Origin of the sequence: Brevibacterium sp. W7.2 (genome assembly GCF_018137945.1) — a bacterium.
Lineage (GTDB): Bacteria > Actinomycetota > Actinomycetes > Actinomycetales > Brevibacteriaceae > Brevibacterium > Brevibacterium sanguinis.
The window spans coordinates 740,482-764,043 of record NZ_CP073089.1 but is presented as its reverse complement, the minus strand read 5'-3'; the positions used below and the strand labels follow the sequence as shown (position 1 = coordinate 764,043).

The window sequence follows — 23,562 nt, the reverse complement described above, 5'->3', positions numbered from 1 at the left end:
ACTCCTCATTCCAGCAAGATCACCAACGGTTTTTCGCACCAGTGATGCCCGCCCAACCTCAGTGTTGAGCACTCTCTGACTATAAGAACTTTATGTGAATTCAATGAGCGTTCTCGTCGGAACAATGTCACGATCCGATAACAGTTCGGAGGGACGGGGCTAGTCTTCTACCTGTTCCAGCAGGAGTGATTTCACTACGTTCGCTGAGAGTCCTGTCACTTCGCACACTTCCGTCTTCGCCATGCGGGTAGCGAGAAGTTTTCGGATTACCTGCCGGTAAAGGTGATCAACCTCTTCCTGGTCTTTCCGCACCTTCTCTTCAAGCTCTCGAGCTCGAGTGAGCACATCAGCCATATGACGTGGAAGCTGAAAATTTACTGTAGCAGTGAAATCTTGAGATGCCCTTCCAGTCCAAACTGAAGCAAGCTTCTCCGCAGCTCTCCCGACGGAGGTAGCCCTGGCGCTCTGTCCAATCGGGATCAACTTCAGCTCAGGAGATACTGGCGAAGCAATGCTCAGATCTGGCAGAGAAAAGCTCCACCACTTGCCCTCTCGGAAAGCGACTACTCGTAGTTCCTCCACCATCAGCCGCCTGCTCTCGGATCCAGCCCCGCAACCTTCGAAGCCTGAACTATCACAGCGGAACTTACTTCGCCGTAGCCGGACGGCAAAGTAAGTCTATTACCGTCCATATCTTCCCATAATTGGAACCCGTCCTCCTGACTCCGGACATTTCGCCACCCTCGGCACAAGAGTTCCTCACGAACTTTTTCAACCAACTTCGGTTTCATAGGAACATGCTATTCGTTCTGCAACGCCACTCGTGCGCTTCGGAGTGTCTTTTCAAACCATAGACTCCCCGCGGGTGAGACAGTTCATGAAAAACGACTATGTGAGACACCACCATAACCACCAGTCCAACTGATTGAATCCCCCGATTCGAATCACCTGCACAGTCTCTACAAGTTGTGCCTTTCCAAGACTCTCGCTCACCCGTGCCCCTCCGCTCGGTCATACTGGTCGCATGCGACTCATCGGCTATACCCGCGTCTCAACGAAGCAGCAGGATTCCACTCTCCAGGTCTCAGCGCTCGAAGACTGTGGCGTTGAGCGACGCGACATCTTTTCCGATGTCATCACCGGGTCTCGGCCAGCCGTGAAGCGTCCCCAGATGAGGAATCTCCTCGCCTACGCTCAACCGGGCGACATTGTCGTCGTGTGGCGACTCGATCGGCTTGGCCGTTCTCTGCCGGACCTCCTCAAGACCGTCGACGTCCTCACACACCGCGACGTCGGCCTCCGGTCTGTCGTCGACGGCATCGATTCCTCCACTCCCACCGGGCGCCTTATGATCGGGCTGCTCGGGACGCTGGCGGATTATGAGCGTGAACTCATCGCCGAACGGGTGCAAGCCGGTGTCGATGTCGCTCGCGCGCGCGGCACCCGGTTCGGTCGTCCTCCAACCGATCCGGACGTGATTCGGCGCAAGCTCGACATCGTCAATGCCGAACGGGCGAAGGGTCGCACCGCGGCGGAGGCGGCAAAACTCGTTGGCTGGTCTCGAGCAACGCTCTACCGGCATCAGAAAGGGTGACGGAACACCACGCGCTCTCGTCACCCTCTCATCGTCGTCGTTGATCAGCCGACGAGATCCTTTGGATCTCCGCAGTTCGGGCAGACCATTCGTCCACCATCATCGTCGACGTACGCGAGCTGTGCTGCGCACCGGGAACATCGCTTCAGCTCTTCGAATGGGACTGCTGAGGGTTTGGTTGACTCCGGGGTTTATGCCGCCAGGGCGACGGCCTCGTGGTGAACCAGTTCGTATTCAACTGGGGTCAGTTTACCCAAATGCCTCTGCCGACGCTTCCTGTGATAGGTCCTCTCGACCCAGTGCACGATCGCCTTCCGCAACCTCGCTCGCGTGTCCCAGCGACCACGGTCGAGGACGTTCTTCTGCAACACGGCGAAGAACGATTCCATCGCCGCATTGTCGCCAGCAGCTCCGACCCTACCCATCGACCCGACGAGCCCATAATGCCGTACAGCGTGCTGGAATTTTCGGGAACGAAATTGCGACCCGCGGTCGCTGTGAACGAGGCAACCGGCCACGGTTCCAGGCCCGCCGCGACGGGCCACAGCATCCTCGATCGCCGCGACCGCCAGGCGCGATTTCATCCGCGAAGCGATGGCGTATCCGACGATTCTGTTGCTGAACACGTCCTTGACCGCGCACATGTAGAGCTTGCCCTCATCCGTGTGGTGCTCCGTAATGTCGGTGAGCCACACTTCGTTGATCCGGCTTGAGGTGAAGTCGCGTTTGACGAGGTCATCACAGACCGGCGGGCCGGGCTTCTTGCCGTGTTTTCGGGCTCGTTTGATCGTGTGGGAGAACAGTTGCTGCTGAGAGCACAATCGCCACACACGTCGCTCAGACGCCCCGTAGCCGGCAGCATGGAGTTCATCGGCGATGAACCGGTGTCCGAACTCCGGATCGTCCGTATGGACGTCGTAGGCGGCATTGAGCAGGTGTGTCTCGTCCCAGTCCCGGTCCGAGACCGGACGTGCACACCATTGGTAGAACCCTTGCTTCGTAAAGCCGAGCACCCTGCAGGTCACTGCCACCGGGATACCGGTGGCAGCAAGGTCACGGTACCTGCGGGTACATCATTGTGGGTGGTGACCACCGAGCTTCAAGTTCGCTTGCGAGAGATACGCTGCGGCCTCGCGGAGGATCTTGTTCTCCCGCTCAAGCTCGCGGATGCGCTTGAGCGCTGCTGCCTGGGCGCGGGACTCGTCAGGGTCATGCGCGGGCTCAAGGCCGTGCTCACGCAGACGTGCATCACGCACCCAGGCCTGCAGGGCTGATTTCGAGATGCCGAGGTCGGCGCAGACCTGCTTCTGGGTCATCCCGTCGTTGATGAGGTCGAGTGCTGACTACTTGAACTCATCGGTGTAGATCTTTGGCATGACCTCTCACCTTCCTGGAATTTATCCAGTCGTGAAGTCAACCAAACCCTCAGCAGTCCCTGGCGACAAACGTGTACCGCACTTCCGACCTGCAGCACGCGAGTTCACAGCTGGGTCATTCGGAGATCGGTGTAACGAGCAAGCACTACGTTGAACGCGACAATCGCGGGCCGGCTGAAGTCGTCGCAGTCATGGATGAATTCGTGGCGAGCGCCGAAATTGACGATGAAAGCGTGTCGTAAACGTGTCTTTAAAAGCGAACCCGGCCGGATGTAATATCATCCGGCCTGGTGAGAGAGCCCCCTGTCAGACTCGAACTGACGACCTTCGCTTTACAAGAGCGGTGCTCTACCAACTGAGCTAAGGAGGCGGCTGCGCCTCCACGATAGTAGTGCATGCGGGCCATGGGCGACAAAGCCGTCGGACCGCCAGGCGCATTTGTGGTCGAAACACCGAGCAGATTCTGCCGAATCGCCGCATCACGCTCGGCTCTCTGATCACAAACGGGTGACCACACGCCGCTGAGCTTCCAAGGAGCGACCGATCACAGGTCGGCGAGACCGCAGACGAACGGCCGGCCGCACCGGGGCGAGTGCCCGGGTGCGACCGGCCGTGCGGTCTGGGTTGTTCCGGAGGCCGAGACTCCGCGGAGGTACAGCCCCCGCGGACTACCGGGTCAGTTCTGGACTTCGCCGGTGGCCTGGAGGATCTCGACGGCGAGCGCCTGGGCGTCACCGGTCTGCTGGGTCGGCTGGCCGTTGATGAGCACGGTCGGGGTCGCGTCGACGCCCGAGTCGAGGGTCTCCTGCGTGGTGTTGGCGACGTACTTCGCGAAGGTCTGATCCGTCACGCAGCTCGCGATCGTCTGCTCCGGGTCGGCCTGGAGCGGAGCGTTCGTGTCGACGCCGGCATCGGTGGCGACCTGGAGGAGCTCTTCGTCGGTGCGGCCGCTCGTGCCCTCCTGGGGCTGCTGGGCGAACATCGCGGCGAAGAAGTCCGCGGTCTTCTCCGGCTGGGCGTCGACGACGCAGGCGGCGATGTTCGCCGAGCGGGTCGAGTACTCGTTGCCGTTGGAGAAGCGGTCGAGGATCGCGATCGGCTTATACTCGAGCACGATCGAGCCCTCGTTGACGAGGTTCATGAGCATTTCCGTGTTCGTGTCCTCGAACGCCTTGCACGCCGGGCACTGGAAGTCGATGTACGCGGTCACGGTGGCCGCGTTCTCCTTGACGCCGGAGTCGGCGGCGGTCGGCAGGCTCGACTCCTCGCCCTCGGGCATGTTCATCGGCTGGACGACGGTGTTGTCCCTGGCGACGTTGACGCCGCCGGCGACGTAGTTCGAGGGGGAGACGGCCGGCTGCGCCTGCTGCACGATGAGCAGCGTGACGATGACCGCCACGGCGACGACGACCACGCCGATCCCCGAGTAGAGGATCGTCTTGGCGGTCTTCTCCTTCTTCGCCTGAGCTGCTGCGATCTGGCGGGCGTTCTCGCGTGCCTTGTTCCGCCTCTGCTCAGCGGAGTTGTCTTTCGCCATGGTTCCTCACGTTGTCGATCGTCCGACTGGGGCCGGTCCCTGTCGGCGCGCGCCGACTGCAGGACCCGTCGAGCGGTCCATTCCCTCGACGCCCCCACTGTACCGAAACCGTCTGTGGCGCGGCTCCCAGTGAAATTCAAGGTTCAACCACTTCATCCGCCGAGGCGGCAAGCCCCCATGACAGGGCACGCTGGCAGCCGGGCCGGCGGGCATCGCGCGGGAGCGTCGTCGCGTCCGCGATGCGTGCACCCCGGTCATCCCACGCTCACACAGGGCCGGGCAGGTAGGTGAAGGGGCTTTCCGGCAGCGGCCACCAGTTCATCGCCGCCCCCGAGGTGATGACCATGATCGCGAGCACGATGAGCACAGCGATGACCCCGAGAGCGATGAGCCGACCGAGACCGCTGCGGGTGGCCCCGCTGACGAGGAGGCGCGACCCGTAGCGCAGGCTCGCCGCGCCCGGCCCGATCCACAGCACGAGCGCCCCGGCCGCGGCCGCCGCCCACACCGACCACTGCTCGGACAGCTCGCCGGGGACGATGCCGGCGACGTCGAGGCGGGTGAGGACGAGCATGGCGATGCCGGCGACCGCCGGCAGCAGGAACGTCGCGACGGAGGTGAGCACGGAGGCCAGCAGGGCTCCCGGCGCCGAGGCGACCGACCGCAGCGTGCCCCCGCCGTCCTCGCCGCGTTCGTACCGGTACTTCTGGACCTTGTGGTCCAGCCGCGTCGCGGTGCGGGCGAGCACCGACCACGCGAAGGCGAAGGCCGTGATGACGAGCGGGCTGAGCGGGGTGATGGCAACAGCGAAGACGACGAGGGCGAAGACGACCCAGCCGCCGGTGCGCACCGACCGATACGTCATCGGCGCCCACGGCGGATTGTCCGGTCCGCCGGACACGTCGCCGGAAGGTCCACCCGCAGGGCCGGGGCCGCCGTGACCCGCGCCCGGTCCCTGCCGGCTGCCGATGTCAGTACCGGCCATCTGCGAGCCGGGGCCGACCTGGATCGCCCCGTTGGGATTGTGGATCGGCCCGGCGGTCGCCTGGCGCATCGCCCCACCTTGACCGGGGTGCTGTCCGAGAGGCTGTCGCATCTGCGGCTGTCCCTGCGGGGAGGACAGCGGTCCGCGCATCTGCCCCGGCATCTGACCGGGATGCCCTGGGTTGACCTGGCCCTGGTTGGGCTGGCCCTGGTTGGGCTGGCCCTGCCTGAGCAGTCCTTGACCGGGCTGCCCCTGGTTGAACTGCCCCTGACTGAACTGTCCGTGATTGAGCTGCCCTTGACCGGGGGCGCGTCCCTGTCCCGCAAACGGCTGGCCACCCTGACCGGCGCCCTGGGCGAAGGCGGCGGGGTCGGCGATCCGCGTCGGCGGATTGCCGGCACCACCGGAGCCCATCCCGCCGGCAGCCGCCCCGAGCGCAGCCCCACCGACAGCCGCCGCACCGCCAGCAGCCGCAGCCCCGCCGGGGTACCCGCCGCGCAGCGACCCGCGTCCCTCAGCGGTGTCCTCGACGGCCGGCATGACGGCGGTGCGCTGCACGGAGCCCTGACCGGATCCCGAACCGAGCTGCGGGGGCCGGCCCGACTCGATGTCGACGAGCGCGTCGAGGATCATCTGACCGCTCGGGCGCCGCTCCGGCTTCGGATCGAGGCACGCCTTGAGCAGGGGGATGAAGTTGCGGGGGGTGTCGTCGAGATCGAACTTGCCCATCGCGACGCGACCGAGCACCGCCTCGAGGGGGCCGGCACCGTACGGGTTGCGCCCGGTCGCCGCGAACGCCATCGTCGCAGCCCACCCCCACCAGTCGGTCTTCTCGCTCGAGGCCTTGCCGTCGGCGATCTCCGGGGACAGGTAGCCGGGGGTGCCCATGACGAGCCCGGTGGCCGTCACCCGCACCTCGTCCGCGACCTGGGCGATGCCGAAGTCGATGACCATCGGCTCGCCGTCCATGATCATGACGTTCGCGGGTTTGAGGTCGCGGTGGATGACACCGGAGTCGTGGACGGCGCCGAGGGCGTCGAGCAGGGCATGGCCGAAGTGGACGAGCTCGTCCTCGGCGAAGGGACCGTTCTCCCGGACATCGTCGGACAGGGTCTGACCGTCGACGAATTCGGTGATGATGAACGGCTGCGCGGAGTCGAGTTCGGCGTCGAGCACCTCGGCGATGCGGGGGTGGCGGATCCGCCGCAGCGTGCGCACCTCCCGGGCCAGCCGTTTGCGCGCGGTCTCGTCGCCGGCGATGTGCGGGTGGAGGACTTTGACGGCCACAGGATTGTTGCCGCCGTCGACACCGAGGTAGACGACACCCATGCCGCCCGAGCCGAGCTCCTCGATGAGGCGGTAGCCTCCCAGATCCTGAACCATCACGGTCACAAGGGTAGTCGAGCGAGTAGAGTTCGTTCCAAGCAACGACACATGAGGAGGCGCAGATGAGCACCGTCGACGCCACTGAAAACGCGACTGCGGACACGTACGGCGACAGCGATTTCGTCGTCGTGGCCAACAGGCTTCCCGTCGACCGCGACGCCAGCGACCCGGACCGGGAATGGCGCACTTCACCAGGAGGTTTGGTCACAGCGGTGGCCCCGGTGATGAAGGCGCAGGAGGGGGCGTGGATCGGCTGGACCGGTGTGCCCGACGTCGAGTTCGAGCCCTTCGACATCGACGGCATGCACCTCATCCCCGTGACGCTGACAAATGAGGATGTCCTCAGGTACTACGAAGGGTTTTCCAACGCCACCCTGTGGCCCCTCTACCACGACGTCATCGCCCCGCCGGAGTACCACCGGACGTGGTGGGATGCGTATGTGCGGGTCAATGAGCGCTTCGCGGCCAAGGTCGCCGAGGTGGCGGCGAAGTCCGCGACCGTGTGGGTCCACGACTACCAGCTCCAGCTCGTCCCACAGCTCGTGCGCCGGATGCGCCCGGACCTCGAGATCGGCTTCTTCAACCACATCCCGTTCCCGCCGTTCGAGCTCTTCGCGCAGCTGCCGTGGCGCGACGAGATCCTCCGCGGCCTCCTCGGCGCCGACCTCATCGGCTTCCAGCGGCCCGCGGATGCGGCGAACTTCCGGCGCGCGGTGCGCGGTCGCCTCGGCTTCCAGACGAAGGGGTCGACGGTCACCGTCCCCGCCGGTGACGAACTGCCCGCGCATCTCGTCCGCGCCGAGGCGTTCCCCATCTCGATCGACACCCCCTACCTCGAGGAGCTCGCCCGGAATCCGGCGATCATCGAGCGCGCCGCCCAGATCCGCGAGGAGGTCGGCAACCCGAAGGTCATCATGCTCGGCGTCGACCGGATGGACTACACGAAGGGCATCCGGCACCGCCTCAAGGCGTACGGAGAGCTCCTCGCCGAAGGCCGGCTCAACGTCGAGGACGTCGTCCTCATCCAGATCGCCACGCCCTCGCGGGAGCGCCTCGAGCAGTACAAGCTCATCCGCCATGACGTCGAACTCGCCGTCGGCCGGATCAACGGCGAACAGGCCGACATCGGCACGATCGCCGTCCACTACCTCCACCACTCCTATCCGCGCGATGAGATGACGGCGTTCTTCATCGCCGCCGACGTCATGCTCGTCACCGCCCTGCGCGACGGCATGAACCTCGTGGCCAAGGAGTACGTCGCGTGCCGCCTCGACGACGACGGCGCGCTCGTCCTCTCGGAGTTCGCCGGTGCCGCCGAGCAGCTCGCCGGCGCCGTCCTCGTCAACCCGCATGACATCGGCAACCTCAAGGCCGGCATCATGGAGGCCGTCACCATGGACCCGAAGGCCCGGGCCCGGCGGATGCGGCAGATGCGCAAGAAGGTCAAGACCGACACCGTGACCGCCTGGTCGAAGCGCTTCCTCGGCGAGCTCGAAGCCATCCGCGCCAACCCCGAGGCCGTCGTCCCGGACCGTCCGGCGACCGCGGGGCGTCCTGCCGCCCAGCCGCCGGCCCCCGAGGCGGTGCCCGTGACTCCCGTGGCAGCGGCTCCCGCGTCGACCCCGACGGCATCGACGTCGTCGGCCACGGCATCGACGGCCCGACCCGCCGCACCGGCGTCGAGCGCCGAGCAGCCGCCGCCCGCCCCTGAATCCCGTTCCGCGACTTAGGAGACCCCGTGACCTCGGACTCGACCTCGATGCCGCCTGCCGTTTCCGATCCACTCGTGCCCCCGCTCGTCGATCCCGGCGAGATCGATCTGCGCCCCCTCGCCGAGGCGGACGTCCTCCTCGTCGCCCTCGACTTCGACGGGGTGCTCGCTCCCCTGCAGGACGATCCGTCCCGCAGCCGGGTGGTGCCCGCCTCGGCGGAGGCGATCGCCGAGCTCGCCGGGCTGCCGCGCACCCAGCTCGCCCTCGTCTCCGGTCGTGACGTCGAGACGCTGCGCCGGCTCGCCTCTCCCCCGCCGGAGACGATGGTCGTCGGCTCCCACGGGGCGGAGATCGACCTCGGCGACGGCAGTGACGATGCAGGCGCGACTCCGACGGAGGCTCCCAGCACCGAGGTGAGCATCGACAACGCCGAGGACGGCGATGACGAGGCGGCAGCCGAGCAGCGGGCCGCGGAGGCGAGCGCCCTGACCAACGACGAGACCGCTCTGCTCGCCGCGATCGATGACCACCTCACCGAGCTCGCCCGGGTCAGCGACCGCGACGGCTTCGACCTGCGCATCGAGTACAAGCCGTACTCGCGGACCGTCCACACCCGGGGCATGGCGCCGGGACTGGCGAAGGAGCTGCGCACCCACGTCGTCGCCGTCCAGTCCGAGCACGGGGGCATCCGCGTCATCGAAGGCCACGACATCACCGAACTCGCCGTGAGTCAGGCGACGAAGGGCACCGGCATCCGCGCCCTCGTCGGCGCCGTCGACCCGACCGCCGCGCTCTACCTCGGCGATGACATCACCGACGAGGACGCCTTCGCGGAACTGGCCGACATGGACGACGAGCTCACCGGGGTGGGCATCAAGGTCGGGGAGGCGCCGACGCAGGCCGAGTTCCGCGTCGCCGATCCCGACGCCGTCGCCGCGCTGCTCACCCGGCTCGCCGAGCAGCGGCGCGGGTTCACCGCCGCTGCGGGGGAACCGCACTCGCCCGCAGGACGAGATCAGGGGTGACGGAGTAGTCGACCCGCGCCGCGTTGCCGGGATTCGCGATCATCGCGAGCACCTCGTCGAGAGCGGATGCCGCGACCGTCTCCCAGTCGTAGCTGACCTGGGACAGGGGCGGGGCGATGACATCGGCGTCGGGCATGTCGCCGACCGTGAGCAGTGAGAGGTCCCGGGGCACATCGAGTCGGGCCCGCGCAGCCGCCTCGAGGATGCCGAACGACAGGGACGGGGCACACGCGATGACGGCGGTGCAGCCGATGTCGAGGAGCTCCTCGGCGGCCGCGACTCCGGCCATCGGCCCGCCTGCGGCTTCGACGACGGGGGCCTGATCGCGGGTCGCCGGGATGTGAAGGACCGCGGCCATCGACTTCCGGAATCCCGCGATGCGCGCGGCCGCCGCCGTGTCCCGGAGCACCGCGAGCCCGATCCGCCGATGCCCGAGGTGGACGAGATGCTGGACGGCGGTGGCGATGCCGTCGGTGGCGTCGAGGATGATCCGTGAGAGACCGTCGCCGTGCCGGGCGTTCGAGACGCGGATGAGCGGCAGTCCCCGCCCGGAGAGCCGGGCCGCGAGCGCTCCGGCAGCACCCCCGCCGAGGACGATCGCCCCCGCGATCTGCGGGCCCGCCGTCCGCGTGGAACCGAGCGCGGACGCCCCGGCGGCCGCTGGCCCGGCGTCATCGCGGGGTGGTCCGAGGAGGGACTCGGTGAGCTGGTCGAGGCGGTCGGCCTCGGCTTCGACGTGGACGACGGCGATGCCCTGGGCGAACATCCGGTTGGTGAGGATCTCGAAGAGATGCGTGTACGGGTCGACGTTGCCGGCCGGGGCGGCAGGGCGCACGAGCGCGATGAGGGGCACCGCGGCGGACTCCGCCGCCGGGACCTCGACGCCGAGGACCGCGAGCGCCTGCCGGACCGCGGCCAGGGACGGCCCGGAGACGGCCTGCGGGTCGCGCAGGGCCCGGGAGACCGTGGCCTTCGAGACTCCGGCGAGGTCGGCGATGTCGGCGAGGCGGACCTGCCGGGACTGACCGGCGCTCACTGCCGGGCCGCCGCGGTCGAGCCCCTGGCCAGGAGGCGGGGACGGAAGACGGGCGGCACCGACGGCAGCGGCGCATCGGTGAGCTTGAGCGTGCTCAGGGTGGCGTCGATGAGGGCGGTGGAGAGACCGTCGACGTCGATGCCGAGCACGGTCGCCGGTGGGCCGGTGAACTTCATCGTCGGGGAGTCCCCGAAGCCGACGAGCGACATGTCGCGGGGCACCTGGAGGTGCCGGTTGCGCAGCCCGTAGAGCGCCCCGTGGAGTTGGAGGGCCGATTGGACGATGACGGCCGTGCACGTGGCGTCCTTGAGTTCGAGGACCGCCCGCGACCCGCCGGAGAACGACTTCGGCACCGGGGCGATCCAGTCCTCGAGCGGCAGACCGAAGGAGCGTGCGGGGTGTTCGGCGAGGAACCGCTTGATCAGCTGCGCGGCGAGCTCGCCGGTGTCGTTGCAGATCAGTCCGATGCGGCGGTGGCCGATCGCCCGCAGATGCTCGAACGCCGTCGTCATTCCCCCGCCGAGGTCGAGGCGGGCGGCGATGATGTCGCCGCTGGCGTTCTCCCCGCCGCCGGCCGACTGCTCGTCGACGCGGATGCAGGGGATCGTCGTCTCCAGGGAGGTCAGCGTCGGGGTGACGAGGGCGACGGCACCGGCCGCGATCGCGAGGTCGAGCGGGGCTGACTCCGTCTCCACCGGCGGGCGGGTGATGAGCAGGCCGCGGTCCTGCAGGGCGGTGGCGACCCGGGTGCACACCTGCGTCTGCCAGTACTCGGGGTTGCCGGGGGCGCCGACGGCCACGAGCCGCCGCGGCGCATCGGGCAGCAGCGTCGAGCGGGTATAGCCGAGGGCGTCCATCGCCTCGAGGACGGCGGTGCGCGTCGTCGCTGCGACGGTGCCGCGGCGCCCGATGACCCGCGAGACCGTCGCCAGCGACACTCCCGCCCGGGCGGCGACCTCCTCCAGTGTGACCCTCATACCGCGAGTGTACGGTCAGTGGCCGGCCCACCGGGAACTGCGCCGGGGCCGCCCTGCCGACCACCATGGGCGTCGTGCCCGGAACCGTGCAGAGAACCGCGCCCCGCACGCAGGGACACAGTCGTGGGTACCCGGGCACCACCTCGGCGCGGGGGCCTTCCCGGAGCGCACGCCGGTCCGCCTGATTCCCGACAAGGCACCTGGCCGCGTTCAGCCCGCCCTCAGGCGGACGGGCGGGGCCTGTCACAGTGCTGAGAATCACTCTACGCCGTGTCGAATTTCCTATCTCCCCCCTGCGCGCACCGCATAGGATGGTGGGTGTTGGGCAACTCCGCCGGGGAACCGGCGATCATCTGCTCACGATCGATGGAGAAGGAGTTGGCATGTCAACAGTGTCGTTGAACGGTCTCAGCCACGTGTATGAGAACACCGTGTCGCCCTCGGTCCATCCGTTCAATCTCTTCATCGACGACGGCGAGTTCCTCGTCCTCTACGGCCCGTCCGGGTCGGGCAAGTCGACGATCCTGCGGATGCTCCACGGACTCGAGGCACCGAAGTCGGGCACGATCCTCATCGACGGCGTCGACGTCACGCATGCGGCGGTCAACGACCGCGATGTCACGCTGGCGCTCGAGTCCTACGCTCTCTACCCGCACATGAGCGTGCGCGACAACCTCGGGTTCGCCCTCCGCGTCGACGGCCTGCCCGCCGAGGAGATCGCCGCCCGCGTCGAATCCGTGGCCGCGACGATCGGGCTGCACGACCTCCTCGACGCCGTTCCCGGTGATCTCTCCCCGCTCCAGCGGCAGACGATCGCCCTGGCCCGCGCGGTCGTGCGCCAGCCGAAGGTCCTCATCATGGACGAACCCGTCGTCAACCTCGTGCCCGAGCACCAGGCCGACACGATCCGCCTCATCAAGGACCTCCAGCAGGACTTCGGGCTGACGACGCTCTATGCGACGTCGAACCTCGAGGACGCGAAGGTCCTCGGCGACCGCATCGCCTTCCTCGACCGCGGTCGGCTCATCGGCGTGGAGAAGCCCGAAGTCGCCGAGGCGCTCGTCGCCTCGGCCGCCGACCCGGAGGTCTGAGCCGTGCCCGGTTCCCCGGGCGCATCGGCCACTCCCCCGACCGAGACCGGCCCGCTCATCCACACCATCGACCCCGCCGACCAGGCGGCGCTCGCAGACCTGCCCTGGGAGCTCCCGCTCGAGGACTGGCCGGCCGACATCATCGGCGGGATCCCCCGTGGCATCTCCCGGCACATCGTCCGGTTCATCGAGAACGGCGCCGAGGTGCTCGCGATCAAGGAGACCGAGGACCGGCAGGCGCTGCGGGAGTTCGACATCCTCGGCGTGCTCGAGAACCTCGACGTGCCCAGCGTCGAACCGCGGGCCTACATCACCGGCCGCCGCACCCCCGACGGCGAACCGCTGCCCGGGGCGCTCGTCACCTCGCACCTCGACTTCTCCCTGCCGTACCGGGCGCTGTTCTCCCGGTCACTGGCTGAGGACACGGCCGGTCGCCTCGTCGACGCCCTCGCCGTGCTGCTCGCCCGGCTCCACCTCGTCGGGTTCTACTGGGGCGATGTCTCCCTGTCGAACACGCTCTTCCGGCGGGACGCCGACGCCTACGCCGCGTACGTCGTCGATGCCGAGACCGGGGAGCTCCACGACCGCCTCTCCGACGGGCAGCGGGAGATGGATCTGCGGATCGCGCGGACGAATATCGCCGGGGACTTCCTCGACCTCCAGGCCGCCGGGCTCATCGAGGCCTCGGTCGATCCGCTCGCCGCCGGCGACCGCCTCTATGAGGCGTACAACGGCCTGTGGGCCGAGCTCACCCGGGTCGAGGAGTTCTCCGTCAACGAACGGTGGCGCATCGACGAGCGGATCCGCCGGCTCAACGACCTCGGCTTCGACCTCGGCGAGCTCACGGTGACGACGGACCTCGACGGGGTCAGCCTCCTCGTCGAACCGAAGGTCGTCGAACCCAACCACCATTCCCGGCGCCTGCTGCGGTTGACGGGGATCGGGGCGAACGAGAACCAGGCGCGGGCGATGCTCAACGACCTCGACTCGTACCGGACGGCTCCCGGGTTCACCGGGGGTGCGCACGGCTCGGGTGAGCACCATGCGGAGTTGAGCGAGGAGGAGGCCGCGCGGATCTGGCTCGACGAGGTCTACAAGCCGCTCTTCGGGGCGATCCCGGAGAGCCTGATGAACAAGCTCGAAGCAGGCCAGATCTTCTACGAGTTCGCCGAGCGCCGGCGGGTCATGGCCCACGCCCGACAGCGCGACATCCCGCTGCGGGAGGCGATCGCGTACTTCATCATGGACGATCTCGCGAAGCTGCCCGACGAATCCCGGTACGTCCAGCCCCCACCGCGGTGAGGTGCCCCGCGGACGCGGCGGCGGTGACGCGGACGGCAGGGCGAACCTCGGTGAGGTGAACTAGGGTGAGCGCAACGGCACCCGCGGGCAGGCACCTCGCGGGCGCGCACCACCGCACCCTGACCGGCGACGATGCCGGACGGAAAGGACCTCCGATGACCCCGGATCCCACCATGCCGACGAACGCGGCCAATCCGTCGATCCCCTCGCTGTTCGACCTCAGCGGGCGCACCGCCGTCGTCGTCGGTGCCGGGTCCGGGCTCGGGCAGGCGAGCGCGCTCGGCCTCGCCGATGCCGGCGCCCACGTCATCGCCGCCGACCTCAATGCCGACGGCGCCGCCGAGACCGTCCGCCTCATCACCGAGCGCACCGGCACGGGCCGGCACGACGGTGCGGGCCGACACGACGACACGGCCGGCGGGGCCGGTTCGGGCGGCGGGCGACACGGGCTCGGCGCGCACGCGGCTGACACACAGGGCGGGGCCGGCGATGCCCGTTCGGACGGCGCCCGCGGGGAGGACCGGGGCAGCGCCGAGGCCGCCGTCGTCGACATCACCGACCCGGCATCCGTCGACGCGCTCGTCGCCGCCCACCCTGATGCCGAGGTCCTCGTCATCACCCCCGGGGCGAACGTCCGCAAACGCCTGACGGCGACGACCGACGACGAGTTCGATCGGGTCATCGACATCAACCTCAAGGGCACCTACCGGCTGATGCGCGGGTTCGGCGCGCAGATGGCGCAGCGCGGGCGCGGGTCGATCGTCACCTACGCGTCGTTCAGAGCGCTCACCGTCGAACCGGGCCAGGGCCTCTACGCGGCGGCGAAGGCCGGGGTCGTCCAGCTGACGAAGACGCTCGCGAGCGAACTCGGCCCCGATGGCGTGCGGGTCAACGCGATCCTCCCCGGCCCGTTCGACACTCCCCTGACGCAGCAGATCAAAGCCGACGAGACGTGGTGGGAGGCCTACGCGGACAAGACGGCGCTGGGCCGGTGGGGCCGCCTCCACGAGATCGCCGGACCGGTTCTCTTCCTCGCCTCCGACGCGTCCTCGTACGTGACCGGCACCTCCCAGCTCGTCGACGGCGGCTGGATGGCCCACGACGGACGGTTCACCCCCGACGTGTGAGCCCATCCCTCCGGAACCGCCCGTCCACCACCACTGCCCCGCCAGTCCCTCGCCGGACGGCCGTCCGGTACGACGCTCCCTGCACGATCACCCCAGGACGACCCCCTGCGTCACTCTCCACGGACCACACCCTGCCTGACCGGATCGGTCCGACCGCCTCGGCGAATGTGATCTGAACCTCATCGAACCCGTCCACTGCGGGCGTCGTCCCAGGTGTGAGGCGGTTCACCCCGATCACGATCAAACCTCGGTGTCAGCGGCCTGTGAACGACATGTGACAATGGCTCAATGAGTTCTCCGCAGCACACGCCTGCCCCACCGTCGGGGCAGGGCACAGGAATCGTCCGCCAATTGGGACGACGCAAGTCGATCACGAGCATGATCAAGGACACCGAGGATGCGAACTCGAAGGAGCTGCGGCGCACCTTCGGTGTCTTCCAGCTGACGATGATCAGCGTCGGCGCGACGCTCGGCACCGGCATCCTCGTCATCCTCGGCGAGGCCGTGCCGATCGCCGGGCCCGGGGTGTGGATCGCGTTCATCCTCGCCGGTGTCACGGCACTGCTCTCGGCCGTCAGCTACGCGGAGATGGCGGGCATGGTGCCCGTCTCGGGGTCGAGCTACTCGTACACGTACGCGACTCTCGGCGAGGGCGTGGCCTGGGTCTGCGGGTGGTGCCTCGTCCTCGAGTACGCCGTGTCCGTCGCCGCGGTCGCCGTCGGTGCGGCCGACTACGTCAACGAGACGCTGCGGATCTTCGGACTCGAGCTGCCCCCGGCACTCGCCTCGGGGCCCGAGCAGCCCGGTGGGGTCATCAATCTCTCCGCCCTCATCGTCGTGGCACTCGCCACGATCCTGCTCATGCGCGGGGCGAAGGAGTCCGGCATCGTCAACACGATCATCGTGTTCGTCAAGATCGGCATCCTCGTCTTCTTCTCGATCGTCGCGTTCACCGCGTTCCAGGCCGGGAACTTCGAACCGCTGCTGCCGATGGGCGCGGCCGGAGTCACGGCGGCGGCCTCGGTCGTCTTCTTCTCCTACATCGGCTTCGACGCCGCCTCGACCGCCGGTGAGGAGGCGAAGAACCCGAAGCGGGATCTGCCGCGGGCGATCATCCTCTCGATGGTCATCGTCACGACGATGTACGTCCTCGTCGCCGTCACCGCGATCGGCGCCAGGGAGTGGGAGTGGTTCGAGACCTCGACGGCTCCGCTCGTCCAGATCGTCCATGAGATCACGCAGTCGAACTTCGCGGTCTTCCTCTTCGCCGCCTCCTCGGTGCTCGCGATCTTCTCCGTCGTCATCACCGTCCTCTACGGACAGTCGCGCATCCTGCTGACGATGTCGCGCGACGGCATGGTCCCGCGCCTCTTCGGCGTCGTCTCCCCGCGCACCGGCACTCCGCTCGTCGGCACGCTCGTCACCGGCACCCTCGTCGCGATCACCGCGGCGCTCATCCCGCTCGGCGAGCTCGCGAACGCGACGAGCATCGGCACGCTCTTCGCGTTCTGCCTCGTCAACGTCGCCGTCATCTACCTGCGCGTGACGAAGCCGCAGCTCGAGCGGACCTTCAAGGCACCGCTGGGGTACACGATCCCCGTGCTCGGCGCACTCGCCTGTGCGTTCCTCATGCTCAACCTCGGCGGCGTGACCTGGGCGGTCTTCGGCATCTGGATGCTCGTCGGGGCGCTCATCTACTTCGGCTACAGCCGCCGCCACTCCCGGGTCGGCGCGATGAGCGAGCAGGACTACCGCACGAGCCTCGACGCCTGAGGGACGCTCTCACCCTTGCGGCGGTCACCCGAAGGGCGCATCTGCTCGGCGCCCAGAGGGCCGGCAGCGCCCGGGCGGTGGCTGAAAACGCTCACGCCCGACGGGCGCGGGCGACCTCGTAGAGACTCACGGCTGCGGCGATGCCGGCGTTGAGCGATTCGGTCGTCGCGGCGATCGGGATCGAGACGATCTGGTCGCACTTGTCGGCGATGAGGCGTGAGAGGCCCTTGCCCTCGGAGCCGACGACGATGCACAGCGGGTCGTTGCTGAAGGTGAGCTCGGGCAGGTCGACGTCGCCGTCCATGTCGAGGCCGACGACGAAGACGCCCTGCTTCTTCAGCTCGTCGATCGCGCGGGCGAGGTTGACGACCTGCGCGACCTTGATCCGCGAGGCGGCCCCGGCGGAAGTCTTCCAGGCCGCCGCCGTCATCGATGCCGCGCGGCGTTCGGGGATGATGACCCCGTGCCCGCCGAAGGCCGCGACGGAGCGGACGATCGCGCCGAGGTTGCGCGGATCCGTGATGCCGTCGAGGGCGACGATGAGCGGAGCCTCGCCCCGGTCGGCGGCGAACTCGAGGAGGTCGCGGGGATCGGCGTAGTCATACGGCGGGATCTGCAGGGCGATGCCCTGGTGGATCGCGTCGTCGGTGAGCCGGTCGAGGTCGGAGCGGCTGGCCTCGAGCATCGAGATGCCGCGGGCCGAGGCGAGCTTGATCGCCTCTTTGACCCGGTCGTCGGAGTCGATGCGGCTGGCCACGTAGAGCGCGGTCGCCGGCACCTCCTCACGGAGTGCTTCGACGACGGAGTTGCGCCCGGCGACCATGTTCGGCCCGAGCTCCTTCTTCTTCCGCTTCGCCTGCGCCGAGGCGTTGGCGGCCCGCTTCGCCTGCGCGGCCTTGTGCGCCTTGTGGTAGACGCGGTCCTCGGCCTTGGGCGTGGGCCCCTTGCCCTGCAGGCTGCGGCGGTGCTTGCCGCCGGATCCCTTGGGCGGGCCCTTCTTCTTCGACCCGCCGGAGCGTGGGTTGGAAGCCATGTCAGTCCTCTTGGTTCGTCGGTGCTGGGTGCGGTGCCCGGGCCTGCCCGGGCGCGTCCGCGGTCTCAGCTGTTCTTGAGATGGTAACGGTAACCGTCGGTCGTGTCCTCGATCGCGACACCGGCGGCGGCGAGCTGATCGCGGATCGCATCGGCCTGCGCATAGTCCTTCTCCGCCTTCGCCGCGATCCGCTTGCTCGCGAGGTCGCCGACGAGCGCATCGAGGGCGGCGGCGGCCGGGGCGCTGCCGTCGGCACTGCCCCACACCTCGGCGCTGGGGTTGACGCCGAGGATGTCGAGCATGAGCTCCACCTCGGCGACGATCCGGGCCAGCTCCGGCTTGTCGGAACCGGCGTCGAGGAGCTTCGCCCCCTCGGTGACGCGGGCGAAGACGACGGACAGCGCGCGGGGCACGCCGAGGTCGTCGTCGAGGGCGGCGGCGAACTCGACGGGGACGTCGATGATGCGGTCGCGGTAGGCGGCTGCGACGTTCGGCAGCGGCGGTGTCTTATCCCCGAGCGCCTGCCGGGCCCGGTCGAGGAAGTTCGAGAGTCGCTCGAGTGAGGCGGTCTGGCGCTCCATCGCCTCGGGCGAGTACTCGAGCACGGAGCGGTAGCTCGCGCTCGTGAGGAAGTAGCGCACCGCGAGCGGGCTGAAGCGGGCGAAGAGGTCGGAGGCGAAGACGGAGTTGCCGAGCGACTTCGACATCTTGTCCCCGCCGACGTTGAGCAGGCCCGAGTGCATCCAGATGTTGGCGAACTCGTCACCGGCGGCGCGGGACTGGGCGAGTTCGTTCTCATGGTGCGGGAAGCGCAGGTCGAGGCCGCCGCCGTGGATGTCGAAGTGCGACCCGAGGTACTTCGTCGACATCGCCGAGCATTCGATGTGCCAGCCCGGGCGGCCGCGTCCCCACGGGGACGGCCATGAGGCGGTCTCCGGTTCGCCGGGCTTGTGCGCCTTCCACAGCGCGAAGTCCCGGGGATCCTTCTTCCCGCGCATGTCCGAGTCCTCGGCCGGCTCCATGTCCGCCAGCTGCTGGTTCGTCAGCTCCCCGTAGTCGGGCCACGAGGTCGTCGAGAAGTAGACGTCCCCGCTGTCGTCGAGCGCGGGGTAGGCGTGCCCGGCCTCGATGAGGCGGCTGATGAGCTCGTGCATCTCCGTGATGTGGCCGGTGGCCCGGGGCTCGTAGCTCGGCGGGAGGACGTCGAGGGCGTCGTAGGCAGCGGTGAAGGCGCGCTCGTAGAGGTAGGCGTGGGCGAACCAGGGCCGTCCTTCTTCGACGGACTTCGAGAGGATCTTGTCGTCGATGTCCGTGACATTGCGGATGAGGGTGACGTCGTAGCCGCGGTAGAGCAGCCAGCGTCGGAGCACGTCGAAGACCGAGGCAGACCGCAGATGCCCGATGTGGGGTTCGCCCTGCACCGTGGCACCACACGCGTAGATCCCGACGTGGCCGTCGATGACGGGCCGGAGATCTTCGGTCGTGCGGGTGGCGGTGTTGTACAAGGCGATAGTCACCCGCCCAAGTCTACCGGGGATGGATCACTCCCGAACCGAGACCATTCGGTGCTGAATTGTGACCCGCGACACGTGATGCGCACCACCACTCACAAGCAATTCCCAGTAAAATGGAAGTCGATCATCCGCAAGCAGGAGGCATCGTCGCCTCCCGGCGGTGAACTACGAAAGGTCATCATGTCTACCACCACACCCCAGAGGGAGGTCTTCGCCACCCGCGGCGCGTTCATCTTCGCGGCCATCGGCTCGGCAGTCGGCCTCGGCAACATCTGGCGCTTCCCGTATGTCACGTATGAGAACGGCGGCGGCGCCTTCATCATCCCCTACCTCGTCGCACTGCTGACAGCGGGCATCCCGCTGCTCTTCTTCGACTACGCGATGGGCCACCGCTCCCGCGGCTCGGCGCCGCTGGCGTTCCGCATGGCGACGAAGGTCGCCGAGCCGATCGGCTGGTTCCAGACCGGCGTGGCCGTCGTCATCGGCATCTACTATGCCGCGATCATCGGCTGGGCCGGGGCGTACATGTTCTTCTCGCTCAACCAGGCGTGGGGCGATGACGCGGAGACCTACTTCTTCGGCAGCTTCCTCCAGATGGGCGATCCGGGCGTCTCCTTCGAGTTCGTGCCGATGATCCTCATCCTCGTCATCGTCGTCTGGGTGATCACCCTCGGTGTGCTCCTCGGCGGCGTGCAGGCAGGCATCGCCCGCTTCTCGAAGATCTTCATCCCGCTGCTCATCATCCTCTTCCTCGCGCTCGTCATCCGCGCGCTGTTCCTGCCCGGCGCGGCCGAGGGCCTCAACGCGCTGTTCACCCCGGACTTCTCCGCACTGTCGGATCCCACGGTGTGGATCGCGGCCTACGGGCAGATCTTCTTCTCGCTGTCGATCGCGTTCGGCATCATGATCACGTACGCGTCGTACCTCAAGCGGAAGACGAACCTCACCGGCTCCGGCCTCGTCGTCGCGTTCTCGAACTCGGGCTTCGAGATCCTCGCCGGCATCGGCGTCTTCGCCGCCCTCGGCTTCATGGCCGCAGCGTCGGGTTCGCAGGTCTCGGACGTCGCGACCAGCGGCATCGGGCTGGCGTTCGTCGCCTTCCCGACCCTGATCTCCGAGATGCCCGGCGGCGGACTCTTCGGCTTCGCGTTCTTCGCATGCCTCGTCTTCGCCGGCCTCACCTCGCTCATCTCGATCGTCCAGGTGCCGATCCAGGCGCTGCGCGAGAAGTTCGGGATCGGCAACAAGGCCTCGATCCTCCTCGTCGGCGGCGCCATGGCGATCATCTCGATCCTGCTCATGTCGACCGTCACCGCCCTCTACGTGCTCGACACGATGGATGCCTTCGCCAACAACATCGGCATCGTCGGCGCAGCCGTCGTCGGACTCATCGTCGTCGGCTGGTTCGCCCGCAAGCTGCCCGTGCTGCGCGATCACCTCAATGCGATCTCGAGCTTCAAGGTGGGCTGGTTCTGGATGATCATCCTCGGCGGTGTCACCGCTCTGGTGCTCGCGTACATGCTCATCTCCCAGATCATCACCTACGCCACCGAGGGCTACGAGGAATACCCGGCGCTCGTCATCGGCGTCTTCGGCTGGGGCATGATCGCGCTGCTCATCGTCATCGCGGTCGTCCTCTCGCTCATCAAGTGGCCGAGGAAGACGATCGAGGAGGCGGACGCGGCGATCGCCGATTCCGTCGCCGAGGAGCAGAAGGGCCACCACACCGGTCGGCATGCCGCCGATGAGACCACACGAGGAGGGAACTGATGGAACCGTCAGCCGTCATCATGATGATCATCGCGATGGTCACGGTCTGGGGCGGGCTCGCCGCAGCGATCGTGCACCTGCGCAGGCATCCGGACACCGACGTCGACTGATCACCCACTCACGCATGTGATCCGCGCCAGCGGGGCGTCTCCCATCCTCGGGAGGCGCCCCGCTTCGCATGCGCGCACACGTCACCCCACCTCGGCGACAGGCACCTGCGCACGCCGATCCCACGGAGGTCGCGCTGTCGTCACACGATGCGGACGCGGTGGTCGGAGGCTGCGTCGCGTGGTTAGGGTGGGCAGCGTACGAACCCCCATCGGCGCGCAGCCGTCGCGGTCGCGCACCGATCACCCCTAGGAGGCGCAATGCCACAGACTGTCAAGGGCGTCATCGCACGCAGCAAGGGCGCACCGGTCGAGCTCACCGACATCGTCATTCCCGATCCCGGCCCCGGTGAGGTCGTCGTCGACGTCCAGTCGTGCGGGGTCTGCCACACGGACCTCCACTACCGCGAGGGCGGGATCAGCGATGACTTCCCGTTCCTCCTCGGACACGAGTCGGCCGGGGTCGTCTCGGAGATCGGCGAGGGGGTGACGAACGTCGAGGTCGGCGATTTCGTCATCCTCAACTGGCGCGCCGTGTGCGGCGAGTGCCGCGCGTGCAAGCGCGGGGAGCCGTGGTACTGCTTCAACACGCACAACGCCGAGCAGAAGATGACGCTCACCGACGGCACCGAACTCACCCCGGCCCTGGGGATCGGGTCGTTCGCGGAGAAGACGCTCGTCGCCGCCGGCCAGTGCACGAAGGTCGATGAGTCGGATCCGGCGGTCGTCGGTCTGCTCGGGTGCGGAGTCATGGCCGGCATCGGTGCGGCGATCAACACCGGCGGCGTCACGCGCGGCAAGTCGGTCGCGGTCATCGGCTGCGGCGGAGTCGGCTGCGCGGCGATCGCCGGGTCCTTCCTCGCCGGGGCGGGCACGATCATCGCCCTCGACATCGATGACCGGAAGCTCGAGTGGGCGAAGGAGCTCGGCGCCACGGAGACCGTGAACACGAAGGGGATGAGCGAGGACGAGGTCGTCGCCGCGATCCAGGAGCGGACGAACGGCTTCGGCGCCGACGTCGTCATCGACGCGGTCGGTCGGCCGCAGACGTGGCGGCAGGCGTTCTACGGACGCGATCTCGCCGGCACCGTCGTCCTCGTCGGTGTGCCGACCCCGGAGATGGAGCTCACCGTGCCGCTGCTCGACGTGTTCGGTCGCGGCGGCAGTCTCAAGTCGTCGTGGTACGGCGACTGCCTGCCCGAGCGCGACTTCCCGATGCTCGTCGACCTCTATGAGCAGAAGCGACTGCCGCTCGAGAAGTTCGTCACCGAGCGGATCGGCATCGGCGACGTCGAGGCGGCGTTCGCGAAGATGGAAGAGGGAACCGTGCTGCGATCGGTGGTGGAGGTCTGATGGCTGGGATCGATCATGTCGTAACGTCCGGGACGTTCTCGCTCGACGGCGGGACCTGGGATGTCGACAACAACGTCTGGATCGTCGGGGATCAGTCGGAGGTCATCGTCATCGACCCCGCCCATGATGTCGATGCCATCGCCGAGGCGGTCGGACCGAGAGAGGTCAAGGCCATCCTCCTCACGCACGGTCATGACGACCATGTCGGCGTTGTCCGTGACTTCGCGAGCCGGGTGGGGAATCCGACGATCTACCTCAACCCGGATGACTACGTGCTCTGGGACATGACCTATGAGGGCTACCGTCCCGAGGGGCAGATCTCCGACGGCGACACGTGGCGGGTCGGCGGGGTGACGATCAGGGCGCTGCACACGCCGGGTCACTCCCCCGGGTCGACGAGCTTCTTCATCGAGACCGGGCTGCCGGTTCCCGCATCGGCGGGGGCGGGGTCCGCGGTCGGGCCGGTGCTCTTCTCCGGGGACACGCTCTTCAACGGTGGTCCCGGAGCGACGGGGCGGTCGCATTCGAGCTTCGAGACGATCATCGAGTCGATCAGGGACCGGCTCTTCGCTCTGCCCGATCCGACGATCGTCCTCACCGGCCACGGCGAGTCGACGTCGATCGAGGCGGAGAAGCCGAGCCTCGAGGAGTGGATCAAGCGAGGGAGCTGAGTTTCCTCCAGCGGAGTGCCCGACGACGCAGTGCCCGAAGACTCCGCCCGGCTGCCGAAGCGCCGCGACGCCGCTGAAACGGTGTCGCGGCGCTTCGGCATTCAGCCCGCGTCAGACCTGCGCGATGCACGGCAGTCCCGTCGCACACGCGGCAGTCCCGCCGCGCACACCCCTATACACCGCGCGGTGCGTC

17 protein-coding genes, 1 tRNA gene and 1 pseudogene are annotated in these 23,562 nt (G+C 67.9%); 11 read left to right on the top strand and 8 right to left on the bottom strand.

Annotated elements, in window-relative coordinates:
* Positions 1-1,024: 1,024 nt before the first annotated feature.
* A complete protein-coding gene (locus J9315_RS03295; RefSeq protein WP_211978801.1) occupies positions 1,025-1,594 on the top strand; it encodes a recombinase family protein in 570 nt (189 codons plus the stop codon).
* Between the two features lie 191 nt (positions 1,595-1,785).
* Here the strand turns inward: J9315_RS03295 and J9315_RS03290 are convergent.
* The 4 genes and pseudogenes from J9315_RS03290 to J9315_RS03275 all read right to left on the bottom strand — a co-directional run bounded on the left by J9315_RS03290 (position 1,786) and on the right by J9315_RS03275 (position 6,875).
* Positions 1,786-2,922: pseudogene (locus J9315_RS03290) on the bottom strand (IS3 family transposase).
* Positions 2,923-3,267: 345 nt separating this feature from the next.
* Positions 3,268-3,340, bottom strand: a tRNA-Thr gene (locus J9315_RS03285).
* A 306-nt stretch (positions 3,341-3,646) separates the two neighbouring features.
* Positions 3,647-4,507: a thioredoxin domain-containing protein gene (locus tag J9315_RS03280; protein ID WP_211978800.1), complete on the bottom strand. Its 861-nt coding sequence runs from the start codon at positions 4,505-4,507 to the stop codon at positions 3,647-3,649.
* A 265-nt stretch (positions 4,508-4,772) separates the two neighbouring features.
* A complete protein-coding gene (locus J9315_RS03275; RefSeq protein ID WP_211979247.1) occupies positions 4,773-6,875 on the bottom strand; it encodes a serine/threonine-protein kinase in 2,103 nt (700 codons plus the stop codon).
* A 65-nt stretch (positions 6,876-6,940) separates the two neighbouring features.
* Here J9315_RS03275 and J9315_RS03270 point away from each other — a divergent pair, with 65 nt between their 5' ends.
* Complete coding sequence (locus J9315_RS03270; RefSeq protein ID WP_211978799.1) at positions 6,941-8,608, top strand: trehalose-6-phosphate synthase; 1,668 nt, start codon at positions 6,941-6,943, stop codon at positions 8,606-8,608.
* Between the two features lie 8 nt (positions 8,609-8,616).
* Positions 8,617-9,615, top strand: a complete 999-nt coding sequence (locus J9315_RS03265) for a trehalose-phosphatase (protein ID WP_211978798.1) — start codon at positions 8,617-8,619, stop codon at positions 9,613-9,615.
* Here J9315_RS03265 and J9315_RS03260 read toward each other — a convergent pair.
* Together J9315_RS03260 and J9315_RS03255 are read right to left on the bottom strand one after the other, a co-directional pair.
* Positions 9,563-10,651, bottom strand: coding sequence for a LacI family DNA-binding transcriptional regulator (locus tag J9315_RS03260; protein ID WP_211978797.1), 1,089 nt, complete (start codon positions 10,649-10,651; stop codon positions 9,563-9,565). The genes J9315_RS03265 and J9315_RS03260 overlap by 53 nt on opposite strands.
* Positions 10,648-11,628, bottom strand: a complete 981-nt coding sequence (locus J9315_RS03255; RefSeq protein ID WP_211978796.1) for a LacI family DNA-binding transcriptional regulator — start codon at positions 11,626-11,628, stop codon at positions 10,648-10,650. The genes J9315_RS03260 and J9315_RS03255 overlap by 4 nt, the downstream gene beginning before the upstream one ends.
* A gap of 383 nt (positions 11,629-12,011) precedes the next feature.
* Here J9315_RS03255 and J9315_RS03250 point away from each other — a divergent pair, with 383 nt between their 5' ends.
* The 4 genes from J9315_RS03250 to J9315_RS03235 all read left to right on the top strand — a co-directional run bounded on the left by J9315_RS03250 (position 12,012) and on the right by J9315_RS03235 (position 16,921).
* On the top strand, positions 12,012-12,719 hold the full coding sequence (locus tag J9315_RS03250; protein WP_249121013.1) for an ABC transporter ATP-binding protein: 708 nt from the start codon (positions 12,012-12,014) through the stop codon (positions 12,717-12,719).
* 3 nt (positions 12,720-12,722) lie between these two features.
* Positions 12,723-14,021: a DUF4032 domain-containing protein gene (locus tag J9315_RS03245; RefSeq protein WP_211978795.1), complete on the top strand. Its 1,299-nt coding sequence runs from the start codon at positions 12,723-12,725 to the stop codon at positions 14,019-14,021.
* 155 nt (positions 14,022-14,176) lie between these two features.
* A complete protein-coding gene (locus J9315_RS03240; protein WP_249121012.1) occupies positions 14,177-15,148 on the top strand; it encodes an SDR family NAD(P)-dependent oxidoreductase in 972 nt (323 codons plus the stop codon).
* Positions 15,149-15,436: 288 nt separating this feature from the next.
* Positions 15,437-16,921, top strand: coding sequence for an amino acid permease (locus J9315_RS03235; RefSeq protein WP_211978794.1), 1,485 nt, complete (start codon positions 15,437-15,439; stop codon positions 16,919-16,921).
* A 91-nt stretch (positions 16,922-17,012) separates the two neighbouring features.
* Here J9315_RS03235 and rlmB read toward each other — a convergent pair whose 3' ends face one another.
* Complete coding sequence (rlmB, locus tag J9315_RS03230) at positions 17,013-17,954, bottom strand: 23S rRNA (guanosine(2251)-2'-O)-methyltransferase RlmB (RefSeq protein ID WP_211978793.1); 942 nt, start codon at positions 17,952-17,954, stop codon at positions 17,013-17,015.
* Between the two features lie 65 nt (positions 17,955-18,019).
* Positions 18,020-19,471, bottom strand: coding sequence for a cysteine--tRNA ligase (cysS, locus tag J9315_RS03225; protein ID WP_211978792.1), 1,452 nt, complete (start codon positions 19,469-19,471; stop codon positions 18,020-18,022).
* Positions 19,472-19,648: 177 nt separating this feature from the next.
* On the opposite strand from cysS, the gene J9315_RS03220 reads away from it, so the two are divergent.
* From J9315_RS03220 to J9315_RS03205, 4 genes are all read left to right on the top strand, one after another.
* Complete coding sequence (locus J9315_RS03220; RefSeq protein ID WP_211978791.1) at positions 19,649-21,238, top strand: sodium-dependent transporter; 1,590 nt, start codon at positions 19,649-19,651, stop codon at positions 21,236-21,238.
* The gene (locus J9315_RS03215; protein WP_211978790.1) at positions 21,238-21,348 is read left to right on the top strand and encodes a methionine/alanine import family NSS transporter small subunit; all 111 of its coding nucleotides are present in this window, start codon (positions 21,238-21,240) and stop codon (positions 21,346-21,348) included. Before J9315_RS03220 ends, J9315_RS03215 begins: the two co-directional genes overlap by 1 nt.
* 258 nt (positions 21,349-21,606) lie before the next feature.
* The gene (locus J9315_RS03210) at positions 21,607-22,698 is read left to right on the top strand and encodes an S-(hydroxymethyl)mycothiol dehydrogenase (protein WP_211978789.1); all 1,092 of its coding nucleotides are present in this window, start codon (positions 21,607-21,609) and stop codon (positions 22,696-22,698) included.
* Positions 22,698-23,369, top strand: a complete 672-nt coding sequence (locus J9315_RS03205; protein WP_211978788.1) for an MBL fold metallo-hydrolase — start codon at positions 22,698-22,700, stop codon at positions 23,367-23,369. Before J9315_RS03210 ends, J9315_RS03205 begins: the two co-directional genes overlap by 1 nt.
* Positions 23,370-23,562 lie beyond the last annotated feature (193 nt).

Excerpts from the sequence above, each read along its gene's own strand:
- J9315_RS03295 (WP_211978801.1), top strand. The coding sequence starts at position 1,025 with ATGCGACTCATCGGCTATACCCGCGTCTCAACGAAGCAGCAGGATTCC.
- J9315_RS03280 (WP_211978800.1), bottom strand. The coding sequence starts at position 4,507 with ATGGCGAAAGACAACTCCGCTGAGCAGAGGCGGAACAAGGCACGCGAG.
- J9315_RS03275 (WP_211979247.1), bottom strand. The coding sequence starts at position 6,875 with ATGGTTCAGGATCTGGGAGGCTACCGCCTCATCGAGGAGCTCGGCTCG.
- J9315_RS03270 (WP_211978799.1), top strand. The coding sequence starts at position 6,941 with ATGAGCACCGTCGACGCCACTGAAAACGCGACTGCGGACACGTACGGC.
- J9315_RS03255 (WP_211978796.1), bottom strand. The coding sequence starts at position 11,628 with ATGAGGGTCACACTGGAGGAGGTCGCCGCCCGGGCGGGAGTGTCGCTG.
- J9315_RS03250 (WP_249121013.1), top strand. The coding sequence starts at position 12,012 with ATGTCAACAGTGTCGTTGAACGGTCTCAGCCACGTGTATGAGAACACC.
- J9315_RS03240 (WP_249121012.1), top strand. The coding sequence starts at position 14,177 with ATGACCCCGGATCCCACCATGCCGACGAACGCGGCCAATCCGTCGATC.
- J9315_RS03235 (WP_211978794.1), top strand. The coding sequence starts at position 15,437 with ATGAGTTCTCCGCAGCACACGCCTGCCCCACCGTCGGGGCAGGGCACA.
- rlmB (WP_211978793.1), bottom strand. The coding sequence starts at position 17,954 with ATGGCTTCCAACCCACGCTCCGGCGGGTCGAAGAAGAAGGGCCCGCCC.
- J9315_RS03220 (WP_211978791.1), top strand. The coding sequence starts at position 19,649 with ATGTCTACCACCACACCCCAGAGGGAGGTCTTCGCCACCCGCGGCGCG.
- J9315_RS03215 (WP_211978790.1), top strand. The coding sequence starts at position 21,238 with ATGGAACCGTCAGCCGTCATCATGATGATCATCGCGATGGTCACGGTC.
- J9315_RS03210 (WP_211978789.1), top strand. The coding sequence starts at position 21,607 with ATGCCACAGACTGTCAAGGGCGTCATCGCACGCAGCAAGGGCGCACCG.
- J9315_RS03205 (WP_211978788.1), top strand. The coding sequence starts at position 22,698 with ATGGCTGGGATCGATCATGTCGTAACGTCCGGGACGTTCTCGCTCGAC.